We start from the raw sequence: 17619 nt of genomic DNA on the forward strand, positions 1-17619 counted from the left end.
TTTGGGTTTCCATGTATGCTCTTCGGGTCAACACTCTGGATCACGGCGACAATGACGGCAAATCATCAGGGATTTGCCCGCATGCAGCCACAATCCAGACCTAGGCTCGTGCAGCACCGCCCCGGAGTACCGGGACACCCATGCCCGAGCCAAGCGACCGGAAGTCCGAGATGATTACTGCCATTGCCAAGCCCGCAACGTCCATCCCCGTTTTTCCCGACCATGCCCTGAGCGTGGTCTCGGGCGCGAACGAGGGCGACGCGCTGTCCTTCGCCGAGGAGCTGCAACCGGGCGATCTCTATGCCTATGACGGCGCGGGACCAGCGCGGCTTGCCTTTGCCACCGCCGAGGATGGCAGCCTGTCGGTGGCGCGCGACAGCGTAGTGGGCGTGCCCGGCCATGCGCTGCACCTCGACTGCTGCGCCACCTTCATGGGCGACGACGGCCTGCCGGTGGAGGTGCTGGTGCTGGTCGAGGTGGACGACGCGGGCCATGTGGAGGCGGTGCACGCCCTGCCGCTGGCCCCGCTGGAGGAAAAGCGCGAGTACCAGCTTGTCGGCGCGGACCGCGACGCGGCGGCGCGCAAGTTTGCCGAGGTCGCCTGTGTCGCCTTCACCCGGGGCACGCAGATCACGCTGGCCACCGGCGCGCAATGCGCGATCGAGGACCTGAAGGTCGGCGACCGGGTTCTGACCCGCGACGCCGGGGCGCAGGAAGTGCGCTGGATCGGCCAGTCCACCGTGCGCGCCGTGGGCGAGTTTGCCCCGATCCTGATCTCCGCGGGCACGCTGAACAACGAGAATGACCTGCTGGTGAGCCCGGACCACCGGCTCTTCATCTACCAGCGCTCCGATACCCTGGGCGCCGGGCGGTCGGAACTTCTGGTGAAGGCGCGGCACCTCGTGAACGGGCAATCGGTGGTCAGCCGCCCCGGAGGGTTCGTCGAATATTTCCAGCTGCTCTTCGACCGGCACCAGATCATCTATGCGGAAGGGATCGCGGCGGAAACCCTGCTGGTGGACAGCCGCACCCGGCCCGCCCTGCCCGAGGGGCTGGACGCCGCCCTTGCCGCCCGGCTGAAACGCCATGGCGACGGGCTGCATGACCTCGAGGTTGGCGAGGCCCTGCTGGACCTGCCCGATGCGGCAGCCGTGCTGCGGGCTGCCTCGCGCGGGTGAGGCTCCGGCACGTCTGACCCGCGCGCGGTGGGAAAGATCCCGCCGCCCGGGCGCTGCCGCTTGCGCGGTTTTGCGGGCAGAGATATACGCGCGCCATGCTGGATACCGCCCATAACCGCCCCGCCCTGCCGCCCGAGATTGCGCGTCGCCGCACATTCGCGATCATCTCGCACCCGGATGCGGGCAAGACGACGCTGACCGAGAAGTTCCTGCTCTTCGGCGGGGCCATCCAGATGGCTGGCCAGGTCCGCGCCAAGGGCGAAGCGCGCCGCACGCGCTCGGACTTCATGCAGATGGAGAAGGACCGCGGGATCTCGGTCTCGGCCTCGGCCATGTCCTTCGATTTCAAGCACTTCCGCTTCAACCTCGTGGACACCCCCGGCCACTCGGACTTCTCCGAGGACACCTATCGTACCCTGACCGCCGTGGATGCGGCAGTGATGGTGATCGACGGGGCCAAGGGCGTGGAAAGCCAGACCCAGAAGCTCTTTGAGGTCTGTCGCCTGCGCGACCTGCCGATCCTGACCTTCTGCAACAAGATGGACCGCGAAAGCCGGGACGTCTTCGAGATCATCGACGAGATCCAGGAAAACCTCGCCATCGACGTGACGCCGGCCTCCTGGCCGATCGGCGTGGGTCGCGATTTCCTGGGCTGCTACGACATGCTGAACGACCGGCTGGAACTGATGGACCGGGCCGACCGGAACAAGGTGGCCGAGAGCATCAACATCCAGGGTCTCGACGATCCGAAGATGGAAGAGCACATCCCGCCCGCCCTGCTGGCGCAGCTGCGCGAAGAAGTGGAGATGGCGCGCGAACTGCTGCCCGCGCTCAACCCGCAAGCGGTGCTCGAAGGGCATATGACGCCGATCTGGTTCGGCTCCGCGATCAACTCCTTCGGCGTGAAGGAACTGATGGAGGGCATCGGCACCTACGGGCCCGAGCCGCAGATCCAGAGCGCCGAACCGCGCCAGATCGCGCCCGAGGAAACCAAGGTGGCGGGCTTCGTCTTCAAGGTGCAGGCCAACATGGACCCCAAGCACCGCGACCGGGTGGCCTTTGTCCGCCTCGCCTCGGGGCATTTCCTGCGCGGCATGAAGCTGACCCATGTGCGCACCAAGAAACCCATGGCGATCTCCAACCCCGTGCTCTTCCTCGCCTCCGACCGCGAGCTGGCCGAAGAAGCCTGGGCCGGGGACATCATCGGCATTCCGAACCACGGCCAGCTGCGCATCGGCGACACGCTGACCGAGGGCGAAGCGCTGAAGGTGACCGGCATCCCGAGCTTTGCGCCGGAACTGCTGCAATCGGTGCGCCCGGGCGACCCGATGAAGGCCAAGCACCTCGAAAAGGCGCTGATGCAATTCGCCGAGGAAGGCGCGGCCAAGGTCTTCAAGCCCGCCATCGGCTCGGGCTTCATCGTGGGCGTCGTGGGCCAGCTGCAGTTCGAGGTTCTGGGCAGCCGGATCGAGCTGGAATACGGCCTGCCGGTGCGCTTCGAAAGCTCTCAGTTCACCTCGGCCCGCTGGGTCCATGGCCCCAAGGCGGAGGTGGAGAAGTTCGTGAACACGAACAAGCAGCACATCGCCCATGACCATGACGGCGACGTGGTCTACCTGACCCGCCTGCAGTGGGACATCGACCGCGTGGAACGCGACTGCCCCGAGATCACGCTGAGCGCGACGAAGGAAATGATGGTGTGACACTGCAGAACCGCGTTCAGCCCACGGGCGGGGTCCTGGCCATTCCGGCCCGGGGCACGCTCATGGGGAACCGCGGTATCCTGCACGACGCTGACCAGAGGCTGGGGGTGGCGCGGTGGCGCCATCCGCACTGGATTTCCTGCGAACTGTCCTTCCGCGGGCGGCACCGGGCGGTGATGTCCCCGGGTGCCTATACGGAACTTTTCTTCCTCGACGAGGTGACGGCCATGGCCGCCGGGCACCGGGTCTGTGCCGAGTGCCGGCGGGCGGAGTACAATGCCTTCCGCGCGGCCTGGGGCCGGGCCTTCGGCGCGCCGGTGCGCGCAGGCGAGATGGACCGTGTGCTCCATGCCGCGCGGGTGACACGCGGGCGGCAGCAGGTCCGCCACGAGGCACAGGCGCAGAACCTGCCGGACGGGGCCTGCGTGCTCTGGGACGGGCGTGCCCACGCGGTGCGCGGTGGCGCACTTCTCGAATACACCCCAGAGGGTTACGCGGGAAAGCTCACCCTGCCCCATGGGCCGGTGACCGTGCTCACGCCCGCGCCGCTGGTCGCGATCCTCGCGGCGGGTTATCGCCCGCGGTGGCACGAGAGCGCCACCCGGCCCGCCGTCTGAGCGCCCCCTCCGGATAAATCTTGCGTCGCCCCATCCGGCAGCGCATCTTCGCCCCATGACGAGCGAGCAGCGCACGACCTATGGCGGCTTCGGCCGGGTCCTGACCCGGATGGAGAGCCGCTCCGATCCCTTCCGCTATGGCGCGGACGAATCCCTGCCGCCGGCGGACATGGACCTGCGGCCGCTGCTGACCGAGAGGATCGGAGTGACCCCGGCGGCGCTGGAGGTCTCCAGATCAAGTTTCGCCTACAAGTGCCGGGAACTCATGGAAGAATTCCGGGGAGAGCCCGCACTTCTCTGGCTCCATGGCCTGCTGATCGCGAACCTGCGGCGGCGCGGGCAGCCGGAACAGGCCGCCCCGCTGTTCCAGCGCATTTGGGCCGAACACGGCGGCTTCCTGATCGACCGTCTGAACAGCCGCTGGCTGGTCTCGGCGGTTACGACCTTCGGCGATCATGGCGCGACAGAGGTGCAGCGCCGGGTTGGCCTCTCCATGAACGTGCTCTTCAACACGATGAAGCTCTACGAGGCGGAGCGGCTGCACGCGGGCCTCGCGCCGGAGCAGCCCTTCGACCAGCCCCACGAGCGCCACCGCCTGCCGCTGGACATGGATGATTTCTCGCTTCGTTCCGGCGGGCTGGACGTGAACATGCTGGGCCGGCTCTGGGTCGAGGCCGAGGCGGATCCGGTCATCGCGCCGCTGGCCCATCACCTGCTGGTCCTGCTGGACCGCGACGCGGGCGGGGTCTTCCGCCGCCTGCAGCTGATGCGCGAGGCGAAGGGAGAGCCGCAGCCGGGCGACGAACAGATGCCCCTGCCCGCCGATGCGCCGCGCGAGGATGCGCAGTTCACCCTCGCGAAGCCCAAGCTCGGCCACGTGGTGCCCGTTCCGCGCGCGGTCTCGGGCCGCCGCCGCTGGGGCGTGGTGGCGACCGTAAAGGCGCCCCTGTCGCGCATCGCCCGGTTTGCCGCATGGCATCTGCGCGCGGGCGCCGAACGCGTGACGCTCTACCTCGACGCGCCGGAGGCGGCACAGGTGGCCTGGCTCTCGGCCCAGCCGGGGATCGAGGTCGTGCCCTGCGACGCCGCCTATTGGGAGGGCCACGACAAGCGACCGCGGACCCACCAGCAACGGCAGATGCGCAATGCCACCCATTGCTACGAGCGCAGCGATCTGGACTGGCTGGCGCATATCGACGTGGACGAATTTCTGCTGACGCCGGAACCGCTTGGCGACATCCTCGCCCGCATCCCCTCCGACATTGCGCTCGCCCGGCTGGCCCCGGTGGAGCAGCTGGCAGACACCGGCGATGAGGCGCTTTTCAAGACCACCGCACGGCGCGCCGGGCATGCCTCCGCCGTGCTGGAGGAGGTCTATCCCACCTTCGGCATGCACCTGCGCGGCGGCTTCATCAGCCATCTGGAGGGCAAGGTCATCGCCCGCACCGGCCTGCCGCGCTGCCGCCTTGGCATCCATGCGCTGCTGTGGAAGCGACAGGCGGTGGAGAATGCCGCCGAGCTGACCCACTGCCACCTCGCCCATGCCCATGCGCCGGATTGGGAGAGTTTCCTTGGCCACCTCGACTTCCGGCTCGACCGGGGGTCGTATCGCAAGCAGGAGGACACGCGCTTCCGGCTCAACGAATTGTTCACCTTCCTGCGCAAGAGTGAGGGCGAAGAGGGCCTGCGCCTCTTCTTCGAGGAGGTCTGCACCGCCACCCCTGACCTTGTCGCCCGGTTGGAGGCGCGCGACATGCTGGTGCGCTGGAGGCTGGATCTGGACGCCGCGGTGGCGGAGGTCTTCGACCCCCTGCCAGAAGAACTGCCGGGCGAATTGCCTGGGGCGACCGCATGAGCGACGCGTGGTCGATCGCCCTCTCCCGGCACGCCGGACGGGCAGAGCCCCTGCCCGCTGCCACCCCGGGCGACGGGGCCGAAACCGAGGCCGGTTCGCTGCGCAGCGCCGGTCCGAAGCGCGAGGTCACTTGGGGCCTCGTCTCCACCATCAAGGCACCTGCCCATAAGGTGCTGGACTTCGCCGCGTGGCATCTGGAAATGGGGGCGCATCGGCTCTTCCTCTACCTCGATGATCCGGAGGACCCGGTCTTCGAGGTGCTCAAGGCACATCCCCGCATCCGGCCCACGCTCTGCGATCGGCGGCATTGGAAGCGGCTTGGCCGGCGGCCTGAGAAGCACCAGCCGCGCCAGACGATGAATGCGACGCAGGCCTACGCCAAGGCGGATGTGGACTGGCTGGCCCATATCGACGTGGACGAATTCCTCATCGCCCCGCGCCCCATGGCAGAGGTCCTTTCCGCCCTGCCCGACACCTGCCACGCCGCCCGTGTTCGCCCCGTCGAGGCGCTCGCCCCGGGCGCGGATACCCCGCCGGGCACCACCCGTTTCAAGGCCTGCGCACTGGATCGCGGCACGAGGCTGGCGCAATCCGCAGAGGTCTACCCGGAGTTCGGTCAATGGCTGAACGGCGGGTTCCTGAGCCATGTCGCGGGCAAGATCTTTGCCCGCCCCGGCCTGTTGGGGGCCGAATTCCGCATCCACAACCTCAAGACCGCCGAGGGGGACAACCCCGGCCAGCAGGAGCTGAGCGAGGTCGAACTGGCGCATTTCCACGCCCCGCACCTCGAGGCCTGGCTCGCCGCCTATCGCTTCCGTTTGGAACAGGGCTCCTACCGGGCAGAGCTGAAACCGGCCCGCGCGCGGGACAAGGGCGGCCTCTCGATGCATGAGCTCTTTACCCTGATCGAGGCCGAAGAAGGCGAAACCGGCCTGCGCCGGTTCTTCGCCGAGGTCGGGCAGGACAGCCCGGACTTGCGCGGAAAACTCGCCGCCCACGGGCTCCTGCGGGAGCTGTCCCTGCCCCTCGACAGCCTGCGGGAAAAGCACTTTCCCGGGGCCGTTCCGGACCATGACGCGGCAGGCCCCGCCTAATCATGCGATTTTATTGACGAAAACACAAAAATGCGTTATCTGCGCGGCGGGGGTTATTCAAGCGGCGTTCAGCCGGGCCACCCGGGCTACCCCCTCGACAGACGCTGCGGGCCAAATGTGTCCGCAAACCACGGATACATATGACAAAGTTCGCTGATCTGAACCTGGACCCCAAGGTCCTCAAAGCCATTGACGAAGCTGGCTACGAGTCGCCCACGCCGATTCAGGCGGGTGCCATTCCGCCCGCGCTCGAGGGCAAGGACGTCCTCGGCATCGCCCAGACGGGCACCGGCAAGACCGCCTCCTTCACCCTGCCGATGATCACCATGCTGGCCAAGGGCCGCGCCCGGGCACGGATGCCGCGCTCGCTGGTACTGGCCCCGACGCGGGAACTGGCGGCGCAGGTGGCCGAGAACTTCGACACCTACACCAAGCACCTGAAGCTGACGAAAGCCCTGCTGATCGGCGGCGTCTCCTTCAAGGAGCAGGAACAGCTGATCGACCGCGGCGTCGACGTTCTGATCGCGACCCCCGGCCGCCTGCTCGACCATTTCGAGCGCGGCAAGCTGCTGCTGACCGGCGTGCAGATCATGGTGGTGGACGAAGCGGACCGGATGCTCGACATGGGCTTCATCCCGGACATCGAGCGGATCTTCTCGCTCACGCCCTTCACCCGTCAGACCCTCTTCTTCTCGGCCACGATGGCGCCGGAAATCGAGCGGATCACCAACACCTTCCTGTCGAACCCGACCCGGATCGAAGTGGCCCGTCAGGCCACCACGTCGGAGAACATCGAACAGGGCGTGGTCATGTTCAAGGGCTCGCGGAAGGACCGCGAGGCCTCCGAGAAACGCCGCCTGCTGCGCGATCTGATCGCCGCCGAGGGCGAGGCGCTGACCAATGCGATCATCTTCTGCAACCGCAAGACGGATGTGGATATCACCGCGAAATCGCTCAAGAAATACGGCATGGACGCGGCCCCGATCCACGGTGACCTCGACCAGTCGCAGCGCATGCGCACCCTCGACGCCTTCCGCGAAGGCACGCTGAAGCTGCTGGTGGCCTCCGATGTCGCCGCGCGCGGCCTCGACGTGCCCTCGGTCAGCCACGTGTTCAACTTCGACGTGCCCAGCCACGCCGAGGACTACGTGCACCGCATCGGCCGCACCGGCCGCGCAGGGCGCAAGGGCAAGACCGTGATGATCTGCGTGCCGCGCGACGAGAAGAACCTCGCCGACATCGAGTCGCTGGTGGAGAAGACCATTCCGCGCATCGACGCGCCCGGTCGCCCCGCCACGGCGGAAGAGGCCCCCGAGGCCGATGCGCCCGCAGCAGCGGAGGCCAAGCCCCGCCGCACCCGCACCCGCGGCTCGCGCAAGACCGAACCCAAGGTTGACGCCAAGGTTGACGCCAAGACGGAAGCCCCGGTTGAGGCCCCCGTCGCGGCAGCCCCCGCCGTCGTGGCAGAGGCCCCCGCGCAGGAAACCGCAGCGGAGCGGTCCGACCGCGGGTCGTCCTCCCGCTCCTCCCGTGGCCGTGGCCGCCGGGATGAGCGCGACGACAAGAAGGTCGTCGGCATGGGCGATCACCTGCCCAGCTTCATCGCGCTCAGCTTCGAGGAACGTCGCGCCTCCTGAGGTGCGCCGTATCCCGGCCCCGGACCGTCCGGGGCCGCTTCGGGCCGCGCGCCCGCACATGCTTTCTTAACAACCTGAGCCTAGCCTGCCTCCGACCAATGTCGGGAGCGGCTCATCATGCGTGGCATCCAGGGCGAACCGATCGCCACTTCCCGGGCGGGCCAGCGTCTCGCCTCCGCCCCGGCCGAGCGTCGGGCCCATGCGCGGATCGGGATCCGGCAGCATTGCGTGCTGGTGACGGCAGATGCGCGCCTTCAGGGATGGATCCGCGATATTTCCCTCGGCGGGATGCTGGTGGAACTTCCCCTCCCGGTCACGAGCTATCGTCTGGCAGAGGTGCAGGGTGTCGACGTGCCCGACCTTGGCTGGGTCGCGGTAGAGCGTCGCTGGTCCGCCGGGCCCCGGCTGGGCCTGCGGTTCCGGGCCCCGGCGCGGGCGCGGGACATTGCAGAGGCGCTGATGGCGAAGGCCTGAGGGCCGCAAGCGGTTGGAGCGAACGACAGGGGCAAACGGTTCGGGTGAACGGCAGGGGCGAACGGTCGGGTTAAACCGCTGGGAGCGGACAGTAGCTGCGCCGCGACACGCCTCAGTGACAGGTCACATCCACCTTCTTCGCGGCCCGTACGAACTCCGGCAGGTAGAAGCGCAGCTCCGCCTCCTCGGTCGGCCAGATGTCGAAGGGCACGCGCACGCGTTCCGTGAGGCCCCCGTTCGGACTGTGCAGCGTGCCCGTCACCATCACGTATTGCGCGGGGCCCGTCCGCTCGACCTGCACAAGGACGCTGTAGCCATTCCGCATGACGCCATCGGTCAGGAACATCTGCTGCCGGGTCGTGACCCGCAGGATGCGGCATTCCCCCCGCTTGCCCGCCGGTTCCCTCAACTGCAGAAGCCCGGCCCCCATGAGGGCCAGCCCCACGAGGGCAGAGGCACGTAGCACGACGCGACGATAGCTGCCGGGCGCCGCTGCCCCGCAGAACGGGCATGTGTGCTGATCGTCAGGGATGACCGCCGCGCAATGACGACAGCGGGCAATGGCCATGGTGCCCTCCTCGCGCCGCCCAAAGGGGACGGCCCGGGGAGGGTAGCCCGAAAGCATGAGGAGAGTGTTACCCCCGGCCCGATCCGCAAGCGGCTGCGGGCCGGGTGCCGCCTCAGCTGAGGCGGCTGATCACGATGGTGACCTCGGGCTTCTTGCCGATCTCGGACTGGGCCGACTGGCGCACGGTGCGGCGCAGCAGTTCGGTCAGCTTGTCGTCGTCGGTCAGGGTCTTGTCCCCTGCCCGGCCGAGCGCCTGGCTCAGGTCCTCTTCCAGCACATCCACCAGCGGCGCGTTGTTGCGGCCCATTTCGGCCAGCCCCATCACGTCGCACCACGGATCGCCGAGCGGCTCATCCGCCTCGTCGAGGATCACCGTCACGGTCACATGACCGTTCAGCGCCATGCGGATACGGTCCCGGACGATCCCGTCAAGCGCGCCGATCTGCACCGAACCGTCGAGGTAGGTGCGCCCGGTCTCGATATATTCCGCCACGGTGGGCTGGTTGCCGGTGAGGTCGATCATCGTGCCGTTCACCGCAAGGACGCCCAGGCGGCCGTTCTCTTCCGCAAGCTTGGTATGCGCGCGCAGGTGCCGGTGTTCGCCGTGCATCGGCACAACGATCTGCGGGTTGGTGATCTGGTGCATCCGCTCCAGGTCGGGCCGGTTGGCGTGACCGGAGACGTGGTAGAGCCCGCCGCTGTCATCCACGACCTCGACGCCCATCTCGGAGAAGGCGTTCATGATCCGGAAGACATCCTTCTCGTTCCCCGGAATGGTCTTGGAGGAGAAGAGGAAGGTATCGCCTTCCTTCAGCGTCAGGCCAAGGTACTTGCCCCGGCTCAGCTGTGCCGTGGCCGCGCGGCGTTCGCCCTGCGAGCCGGTGACGATCAGCATCAGGTTCTCGCGCGGGATGTTCAGCGCTTCCTCGGCCGAAACGACCGTGGGGAAATCGGTGAGCACGCCGGTGGTCAGCGCGGTCTCGATCATGCGGCGCATGGCGCGGCCCAGCAGGCAGACGGAGCGGCCCGCCCGGTCAGCAGCCTGCGCCAGCGTCTTCACCCGCGCCACGTTGGAGGCGAAGGTCGTCGCGACCACGAGGGCCGGCGCGGCAGAGATCAGCTTCTCGATGTCCGGGCCCAGCGTGGCCTCGGAGCGGCCCGGGTTGGGCGAGAAGACGTTGGTACTGTCGCAGATCAGCGCCTTGACCCCGGGCTTGGAGACCTCGGCCCAGAGATCCGGGTCGAAGGGCTCGCCCACCAGCGGGGTGCTGTCGAGCTTGAAGTCGCCGGTGTGCAGCACACGGCCCGCAGGCGTGTCGATCACGAGCGCCGAGCTTTCGGGGATCGAGTGCGACATCGGCAGGAAGGAAACCTCGAAGGGCCCGGCCTGCACGGTCTCCGGGAAGGGCGAGCAGGTGCGCACGACGTTTTCGGGCAGGCCGTATTCAGCCAGCTTGTGCCGCGCGATGGCCGCGGTGAAGGGCCTTGCATAGACCGGCGCGCCGAGGGACTCGTAGAGATGCCCCACCCCGCCCACGTGGTCCTCGTGGGCGTGGGTGATGAAGATCGCCTCCAGCCGGTCGCGGCGGTCCTTCAGCCAGGTGATGTCGGCCATGATCAGATCGACCCCGGGCGTCGTATCCATGTCCGGGAAGGCAACGCCCAGATCGACGAGGATCAGACGTTCCTCGCCGGGCTTGCCGTAGCCGTAGACATAGGTATTCATCCCGATCTCACCCGCGCCACCGAGGGGGAGGTAGATCAATCTGTCGGTGCTCATACGTTGTCCTGTGCTTTGTTGAATTCGAAAATTATGCGTAACCCGTGAAGGGTCAGAAATTCATCGAACGTGTCGAACAGCGTATCGCCCTGCGCGAAGAGCGGTGCAAGCCCCCCGGTCGAAATGATTTTCATCGGGCGGCCATATTCTTCCTTAATTCGCTCGCAAATCCCGCGCACGAGGCCGACGTAGCCCCAGAAAACCCCGGACTGGATACAGGCGACCGTATTGGTGCCGATCACCCTCTCGGGGCGGGTCACGTCCACATGCGGCAGCGCGGCCGCACCCTGGTGCAGCGCCTCGAGGCTGAGGTTCACGCCCGGCGCGATGACCCCGCCGACATAGGCGCCGTCCTCCGCCACCACGTCGAAGTTGGTGGCGGTGCCGAAATCCACGACGACGACGTCGCCGCCGTAGCGGTCAAAGGCGCCCACGGCATTGGCCAGACGGTCCGGGCCGGGGCGCGTGCCCTCGTCCACGCGGGGGGCGACGGGCAGCAGGCATTCCGGCTTGCCCACCACCAGCGGGCGGCAGTTGAAATAGCGATCGGCAAGGACGCGCAGGTTGAACACCACCCGCGGCACGGTGGAGGAGATGATCACCGCGTTGATGTCCATCGGCACGCCGTGGTGCTGAAGCAGCGTCGCAAGCCAGACGTAATACTGGTCCGCCGTCCGCCGGTGGTCGGTCGAGGCCCGGAAGGTGCAGAGGAACTCTGTCCCGTTCCAGACCGAGAAAACGATATTCGTGTTGCCGCAGTCGATGGCCAGAAGCATGGCCTCTCCTCCTATCAGCGTGGGTCAGAAGTAGATCTCGGCGGCGGCGATGGCCTGCCGCCCGGCGTCGGTCTGAAGGATCAGCCGTCCGCTGTCGTCGATGGTTTCGAAAATGCCCGTCTCCTCCCGCGTGCCCATGCGCGCGGTGATCCGGGTGCCGATCCGCGTGGCGCGGTCCAGCCATGCCTGCCGCAGGGGGGCAAAGCCATAGGCCGCGAACTGTGCCTCGTAGCCGGCAAAGGCCGCGGCCAGCGGGGTCAGGAAGTCCTCGGGGCTGACGGCGACGGCGGTTTCGCCGGCCAGTGACACCGGGCGCAGCGCCCCCTCCTCCACCGCGCCGCTGTCCGGCGCCATGGCGAGGTTCACGCCGATGCCGATGGCAAGGCCGGTGGGCCGCCCCTTCTGCTGGAGCGTCTCCAGCAGGATGCCCGCCAGCTTGCCGCCGTTCAGCAGCACGTCGTTGGGCCATTTCAGGGCGAAGGGATCGGTCCGGCCGGTCACCGCATGGAGCGCGTCATAGAGCGCGAGCGCCGCGGTGAAACTGCGCAGCGCGGCGCGGTCCGGCGGGCCGGGATCGGGCAGCACCAGCGTGGCGGCGAGGTTGCCGACGGGATGTTGCCATGCGCGGCCCCGACGGCCCCGGGCCTTGGTCTGGTTGAGGGCAAGGATCCAGCACGGGCCGGTCAGATCGGCAAAGCGCCGCGCGGCCTCGTCGAGGGTGCTGTCGGTCTCGGCCAACACCACCCGCTCGGTGGATGCGGGCCAGCCCGCCGGGGCTGGCCCGACTGTCACGTCAGTTGACAATCGCTGCTGCGGCGGTGGCCGCTGCGGTGTCGATGCCAAAGAGGTTCACGACCCCCAGCACCATGATCGCGGCCGTCACGGCCAGCGTGGTGGCGAGGACCGGCGACCGGCCCGCCTCCAGCGGTGCGGCCTCTTCCTTGCCGAAGTACATGAAGTAGACGATGCGCAGGTAGTAGAAGGCCCCGATCACCGAGGCGATCACCCCGGAGAGCGCGAGCCAGACCAGACCGCCCTCGTAGGCCGCCGTCAGCACGTAGAGCTTGCCGAAGAAGCCGATCATCGGCGGCACACCGGCCAGCGAGAAGAGCAGCAGCAGCAGCGCAAGCGCCCGGCCCGGATAGGTCGAGGCGAAGACGTTCAACGAGGTGATGTCGGTCACCGGCTGGCCGTCCCGCTCCATCGAGAGGATGAAGGCGAAGACGCCGATGTTCATGGTGACGTAGATCGCCATGTAGATCAGCATGCCCTGCACACCCAGTTGGGTGCCCGACGCGAGGCCCATCAGGGCAAAGCCCATGTGGGTGATCGACGAATAGGCCATCAGGCGCTTGATGTTGGTCTGACCGATCGCGGCGATGGAGCCGAGGAACATCGACAGCAGCGAGAGCAGCGCCAGAACCTGTTGCCAGTCGCCGACGACGCCGCCGAAGCCCGCATGCAGCAGCCGGGCCAGCATGGCCATGGCAGCGATCTTGGGCGCGGTGGCGAAGAAGGCGGTGATCGGCGTGGGCGCGCCTTCGTAGACGTCCGGCGTCCACATGTGGAACGGCACGGCCGAGACCTTGAAGGCGAGGCCCGAGATCATCAGCACGAGGCCGATCAGCAGGCCGAGCGGGGCATGCCCCTCGCCCACGGCGGCGATCACGCCCGAGAAGAGCGTCGTGCCGGCAAAGCCATAGGTCAGCGAAGCACCGTAGAGCAGCAGCCCCGAGGAGAGCGCGCCAAGCACGAAGTACTTGAGGCCCGCCTCGGTCGACTTGGCGCTGTCACGGCGCAGCGAGGCCACGACGTAGAGCGCCAGCGATTGCAGTTCGAGGCCCATGTAGAGCACGATTAGGTCCGCGGCAGAGACCATGACCATCATGCCCACCACCGCCAGAACGACGAGGATCGGGTATTCGAACCGCAGGATCTGACGGCGCAGCATGTACTCCTGCCCCATGGCGAGGACCGCCGCGGCAGAGAGCAGGATCGCCACCTTGGAGAAGGTCGAGAAGGCGTCGGCCCGGAACGAGCCGCCGAAAGCGTCGACCGCGTCGCCGCGGCCCCAGATCATCAGGGCCACCAGCACCAGCACTGCCACGGTCACCCATGTCAGCGGGCCCGACAGCTTGTCCTTGCCGGAATAGGCCACCACCACGAGCGCGAGCATCGCGTAGAGTGCCAGCACGATCTCCGGCAGGATGACGTTCAGATCAGCCTGAAGCATTGTTGTGTGACCTCCAGATCAGTGCGATGCAGCCGTCGAGACGGCGGCGGCGGCGCCGCGGCCCGCTTCCACGAGGGCGGCATGGTGGTTTTCCACCAGCACCTCGACGGTCGGGCCGACGATGTCGGTGATGAAGCTCGGGTAGACGCCGAACAGAAGGGTCAGGGCGATCAGCGGCGCGAAAATCCATTTCTCGCGCGTTTCGAGGTCCTGGATGGTTTTCAGGCTTTCCTTGATCAGGTCGCCCATGACGACCCGCCGGAAGAGGAAGAGCGCATAGGCCGCCGAGAGGATGACACCGGTCGCGGCGAAGGTCGCGATCCAGGTGTTCACCTGGAAGACGCCCATCAGGGTCAGGAATTCCCCGATGAAGCCCGAGGTGCCCGGCAAGCCCACGTTCGCCATGGTGAAGAACATGAAGACGAGCGCATAGGCCGGCATCCGGTTCACGAGGCCGCCATAGGCGGAAATCTCGCGGGTGTGCATCCGGTCATAGATCACGCCGACCACGAGGAAGAGACCGGCCGAGATGAACCCGTGCGAGATCATCTGGAACATGGCCCCGTCGATCCCCTGCTGGTTCGCGGCGAAGATACCCATCGTCACGTAGCCCATGTGGGCCACCGAGGAATAGGCGATCAGCTTCTTCATGTCGGTCTGCACGAAGGCCACGAGCGATGTGTAGACGATCGCGATGACCGAGAGCCAGAGCACGAAGGGCGTCAGCACGTCGGCCCCCACCGGGAACATCGGGAAGGAGAAGCGCAGGAAGCCGTAGCCACCCATCTTCAGCAGGATCGCCGCAAGGTCGACCGAGCCTGCGGTCGGCGCCTGCACGTGGGCATCCGGCAGCCAGGTGTGCACCGGCCACATCGGGGTCTTCACAGCGAAGCTGATGAAGAAGCCGAGGAACAGCAGCGTCTGGAAGCCGCCCGGGATGGTCCAGCCGAAGAGCTCGATCGGATCGGACGAGAAGTCGTAGGCCAGCAGCGCCTGGATGTCGGTGGTATGGGCGTGGTGGTAGATGGCGACCATGGAGATCAGCATCATCACCGAGCCGAGGAAGGTGTAGAGGAAGAACTTGAACGCCGCGTAGATCCGGTTCGGACCGCCCCAGATGCCGATGATCAGGAACATCGGGATCAGGCCCGCCTCGAAGAAGACGTAGAACAGGACCATGTCCAGCGCCATGAACACGCCCAGCATGAGCGTCTCAAGCAGCAGGAAGGCGATCATGTATTCCTTCACCCGCTTCGTGACTTTCCACGAGCAGGCGATGGTGATCGGCATCATCAGCGTGGTCAGCATCACGAAGAAGATCGAGATGCCGTCGATGCCCATCTTGTAGCGCAGGCCCAGCAGCCAGGACCGGTCCTCGATCATCTGTAGACCGGGGTTCGAGGGGTCGAAGCCGAACAGGATGAAGAGCGATACGAGGAAGGTCAGCGAGGTGGCGATCAGCGCCACCCATCGCGCATTGCGCTGCGCTGCCTTGTCCTCACCCCGCAGGAACACCGCCAGGATCACCGCCGCGATGGTCGGCATGAATGTGACGATGGAGAGAAGGTTGTTCATTATTCTGCCCCTGCGTTCAGCTCAGCGTCATCCAGGTGATCAGGAGAATGATCCCGATCACCATGGCGAAGGCGTAGGTGAAGATGTAGCCGCTCTGCGCCCGGCCCGCGAGGCGGGTCAGGAACGGGATGAAGCCCAGGGCGATGCCGTTGATCGACCCGTCGATCGCCTGACCGTCGCCACGCTTCCAGAAGAAGGTGCCGAGGATACCGGCGGTGCGGACGAAGAGGAAATCATAGGCCTCGTCGAAGTACCACTTGTTCAGCAGGAACTGGTAGAGCGGGCGGAACGTCTCGGCCGTGCGCTTGGGCAGGTCCTTGGACTGGATGTAGAAGACCCAGGCCGTGACGAAGCCGATCAGCATGGCGATGAAGGGGCTCACCTTGACCCAGACCGGGGCGTGGTGCGCATCGTCCATCACGGTGTTCTCCGCGCCGAGGTAGATCGCGCCGATCTCGCCCAGGCCATCGGTCGCGCCGTGGGTTTCGGGGGCCGCGTGGGTCTCTGCTGTGGCGGTCTCGGTCGTACCGTGGCTTTCGGTCGTCGCGCCATGGGCTTCGGCGGGCGCGCCGTGATCGCCCTCGGCGGCTTCCGCGTGGTGCGGCATGCCGAAGAAGCTGCTCACCTTGTCGTGGTCGCCGAAGAAGCTGTTGTACCAGACCATCCCCGAGAAGACCGCGCCGAGCGCCAGAACGCCAAGCGGGATCAGCATGACCTTCGGGCTTTCATGGGCGTGGTCGTGGGTGTGCTTGTCGCCCCGCGCCTCGCCGTAGAAGGTCAGGAAGATCAGCCGCCACGAGTAGAAGGAGGTGAAGAGCGCCGCGATGACCAGCATCCAGAAGGCATAGCCCCCTGCGGTGCCGGCCCATGCGCTCTCGATGATCGCGTCCTTCGACAGGAAGCCGGCAAAGCCGATGTGGGTCAGCGGGATGCCGACGCCGGTGATGGCCAGCGTGCCGATCATCATCGCCCAGAAGGTATAGGGGATCTTCTTCCGCAGGCCGCCGTAGTTCCGCATGTCCTGTTCATGGTGCATCGCGTGGATGACCGAACCGGCGCCGAGGAAGAGCATGGCCTTGAAGAAGGCGTGCGTCAGCAGGTGGAACATCGCCGGGCCGTAGGCGCCGACACCGGCCGCCACGAACATGTAGCCGAGCTGCGAACAGGTCGAATAGGCGATGACGCGCTTGATGTCGTTCTGCACCAGGCCGACGGTTGCGGCGAAGAAGGCCGTCGTCGCGCCGAGGAAGGTGATGAAGGCGGTGGCCTCGGGGGCGAATTCCATCAGCGGCGACATGCGGCAGACGAGGAAGACACCCGCGGTGACCATCGTGGCCGCGTGGATCAGCGCCGACACCGGGGTCGGGCCTTCCATCGCGTCCGGAAGCCAGGTGTGCAGCAGCAGCTGCGCCGACTTGCCCATGGCACCCACGAAGAGCAGGAAAGCCAGCAGGTTCGCCGCGTTCCATTCGGTCCAGAGGAAGTGGAGTTGGGTTTCGGCAATCATCGGCACGCTGTCGAAGATCACGTCGAAATCGACCGAGTCCGTCAGGAAGTAGAGCCCGAGGATGCCGAGCAGGAAGCCGAAGTCCCCGACCCGGTTGACCACGAAGGCCTTCATGGCCGCGGCCCCAGCGGAGGGCTTCTTGTAGTAGAAGCCGATCAGCAGGTAGGACGCGAGGCCCACGCCTTCCCAGCCAAAGAACATCTGAACGAGGTTGTCGGCGGTCACCAGCATGAGCATCGCGAAGGTGAAGAACGACAGGTAGGCAAAGAAGCGGGCCTTGTAGTGCTCGCCCTCCTTGAAGTTCTCGTCATGCGCCATGTAGCCGAAGCTGTAGAGGTGCACTAGCGCCGAGACCGAGGTGATGACGATCAGCATGATCGCGGTCAGCCGGTCGAGGCGGATGCCCCATTCGGTCGAGAGCGATCCGCTTTCGATCCAGCGGAAGATGGTCACATGCTCTGCATGGCCGTCGAAGCCGAGGAAGGTCACCCAGCTGAGGAAGCAGGCGAGGAACAGCAGCCCCGTGGTGACCCACTGGGCGCCGCGTTCGCTGATCACGCGCCAGCCGAACCCAGCGATCAGCGCGCCGACCAGCGGGGCGAAGAGAATGATCGAAACCATG

The 17619-nt window shown here is 66.7% G+C and carries 14 protein-coding genes; 7 read left to right on the forward strand and 7 right to left on the reverse strand.

From position 1 onward, the window contains the following. Window positions 1-140 precede the first annotated feature (140 nt). The 7 genes from LCM32_RS11745 to LCM32_RS11775 all read left to right on the forward strand — a co-directional run bounded on the left by LCM32_RS11745 (window position 141) and on the right by LCM32_RS11775 (window position 8558). Window positions 141-1178 carry a Hint domain-containing protein gene (locus LCM32_RS11745; protein ID WP_224821257.1) on the forward strand — a complete coding sequence of 346 codons (1038 nt, stop codon included), beginning with the start codon at window positions 141-143 and terminating at the stop codon, window positions 1176-1178. A 95-nt stretch (window positions 1179-1273) separates the two neighbouring features. Next, window positions 1274-2881 carry a peptide chain release factor 3 gene (locus tag LCM32_RS11750; RefSeq protein ID WP_224821258.1) on the forward strand — a complete coding sequence of 536 codons (1608 nt, stop codon included), beginning with the start codon at window positions 1274-1276 and terminating at the stop codon, window positions 2879-2881. Continuing rightward, complete coding sequence (locus LCM32_RS11755; protein WP_224821259.1) at window positions 2878-3498, forward strand: hypothetical protein; 621 nt, start codon at window positions 2878-2880, stop codon at window positions 3496-3498. Before LCM32_RS11750 ends, LCM32_RS11755 begins: the two co-directional genes overlap by 4 nt. 55 nt (window positions 3499-3553) lie before the next feature. Then, window positions 3554-5353, forward strand: coding sequence for a glycosyltransferase family 2 protein (locus tag LCM32_RS11760; protein WP_224821260.1), 1800 nt, complete (start codon window positions 3554-3556; stop codon window positions 5351-5353). Continuing rightward, window positions 5350-6447, forward strand: coding sequence for a glycosyltransferase family 2 protein (locus LCM32_RS11765; RefSeq protein WP_224821261.1), 1098 nt, complete (start codon window positions 5350-5352; stop codon window positions 6445-6447). The genes LCM32_RS11760 and LCM32_RS11765 overlap by 4 nt, the downstream gene beginning before the upstream one ends. A 140-nt stretch (window positions 6448-6587) precedes the next feature. Continuing rightward, window positions 6588-8084, forward strand: coding sequence for a DEAD/DEAH box helicase (locus LCM32_RS11770; protein ID WP_224821262.1), 1497 nt, complete (start codon window positions 6588-6590; stop codon window positions 8082-8084). A 117-nt stretch (window positions 8085-8201) separates the two neighbouring features. Beyond that, entirely contained in the window at window positions 8202-8558 is a 357-nt protein-coding gene (locus LCM32_RS11775) for a PilZ domain-containing protein (protein WP_224821263.1), read from the forward strand. 112 nt (window positions 8559-8670) lie between these two features. Here the strand turns inward: LCM32_RS11775 and LCM32_RS11780 are convergent, their stop codons facing one another. The 7 genes from LCM32_RS11780 to nuoL form a co-directional block, all read right to left on the reverse strand. Further along, window positions 8671-9126 (reverse strand): hypothetical protein, encoded by a 456-nt coding sequence (locus LCM32_RS11780; protein WP_224821264.1) that lies wholly within the window; start codon window positions 9124-9126, stop codon window positions 8671-8673. A 112-nt stretch (window positions 9127-9238) separates the two neighbouring features. Further along, window positions 9239-10906: a ribonuclease J gene (locus tag LCM32_RS11785; RefSeq protein ID WP_224821265.1), complete on the reverse strand. Its 1668-nt coding sequence runs from the start codon at window positions 10904-10906 to the stop codon at window positions 9239-9241. Further along, window positions 10903-11682 (reverse strand): type III pantothenate kinase, encoded by a 780-nt coding sequence (locus LCM32_RS11790; protein WP_224821266.1) that lies wholly within the window; start codon window positions 11680-11682, stop codon window positions 10903-10905. The genes LCM32_RS11785 and LCM32_RS11790 overlap by 4 nt, the downstream gene beginning before the upstream one ends. Before the next feature lie 24 nt (window positions 11683-11706). Further along, window positions 11707-12474, reverse strand: coding sequence for a biotin--[acetyl-CoA-carboxylase] ligase (locus LCM32_RS11795; protein WP_224821267.1), 768 nt, complete (start codon window positions 12472-12474; stop codon window positions 11707-11709). Window position 12475: 1 nt separating this feature from the next. After that, window positions 12476-13915: an NADH-quinone oxidoreductase subunit NuoN gene (gene nuoN, locus LCM32_RS11800; protein WP_224821268.1), complete on the reverse strand. Its 1440-nt coding sequence runs from the start codon at window positions 13913-13915 to the stop codon at window positions 12476-12478. Window positions 13916-13933: 18 nt separating this feature from the next. Next, entirely contained in the window at window positions 13934-15490 is a 1557-nt protein-coding gene (locus LCM32_RS11805) for an NADH-quinone oxidoreductase subunit M (protein ID WP_224821269.1), read from the reverse strand. A gap of 16 nt (window positions 15491-15506) precedes the next feature. Continuing rightward, window positions 15507-17618, reverse strand: coding sequence for an NADH-quinone oxidoreductase subunit L (nuoL, locus tag LCM32_RS11810; RefSeq protein ID WP_224821270.1), 2112 nt, complete (start codon window positions 17616-17618; stop codon window positions 15507-15509). Window position 17619: the final 1 nt, after the last annotated feature.

Origin of the sequence: Pseudooceanicola nanhaiensis (assembly GCF_020171315.1) — a bacterium.
In the GTDB taxonomy this organism is placed as follows: Bacteria; Pseudomonadota; Alphaproteobacteria; order Rhodobacterales; family Rhodobacteraceae; genus Pseudooceanicola; species Pseudooceanicola nanhaiensis_A.

What these genes read in the sequence shown, in the direction of transcription:
- nuoL (WP_224821270.1), bottom strand. Translation starts at nt 17,618, where the DNA reads ATGGTTTCGATCATTCTCTTCGCCCCGCTGGTCGGCGCGCTGATCGCT.
- LCM32_RS11750 (WP_224821258.1), top strand. Translation starts at nt 1,274, where the DNA reads ATGCTGGATACCGCCCATAACCGCCCCGCCCTGCCGCCCGAGATTGCG.
- nuoN (WP_224821268.1), bottom strand. Translation starts at nt 13,915, where the DNA reads ATGCTTCAGGCTGATCTGAACGTCATCCTGCCGGAGATCGTGCTGGCA.
- LCM32_RS11770 (WP_224821262.1), top strand. Translation starts at nt 6,588, where the DNA reads ATGACAAAGTTCGCTGATCTGAACCTGGACCCCAAGGTCCTCAAAGCC.
- LCM32_RS11780 (WP_224821264.1), bottom strand. Translation starts at nt 9,126, where the DNA reads ATGGCCATTGCCCGCTGTCGTCATTGCGCGGCGGTCATCCCTGACGAT.
- LCM32_RS11805 (WP_224821269.1), bottom strand. Translation starts at nt 15,490, where the DNA reads ATGAACAACCTTCTCTCCATCGTCACATTCATGCCGACCATCGCGGCG.
- LCM32_RS11745 (WP_224821257.1), top strand. Translation starts at nt 141, where the DNA reads ATGCCCGAGCCAAGCGACCGGAAGTCCGAGATGATTACTGCCATTGCC.
- LCM32_RS11760 (WP_224821260.1), top strand. Translation starts at nt 3,554, where the DNA reads ATGACGAGCGAGCAGCGCACGACCTATGGCGGCTTCGGCCGGGTCCTG.
- LCM32_RS11775 (WP_224821263.1), top strand. Translation starts at nt 8,202, where the DNA reads ATGCGTGGCATCCAGGGCGAACCGATCGCCACTTCCCGGGCGGGCCAG.
- LCM32_RS11785 (WP_224821265.1), bottom strand. Translation starts at nt 10,906, where the DNA reads ATGAGCACCGACAGATTGATCTACCTCCCCCTCGGTGGCGCGGGTGAG.
- LCM32_RS11765 (WP_224821261.1), top strand. Translation starts at nt 5,350, where the DNA reads ATGAGCGACGCGTGGTCGATCGCCCTCTCCCGGCACGCCGGACGGGCA.
- LCM32_RS11790 (WP_224821266.1), bottom strand. Translation starts at nt 11,682, where the DNA reads ATGCTTCTGGCCATCGACTGCGGCAACACGAATATCGTTTTCTCGGTC.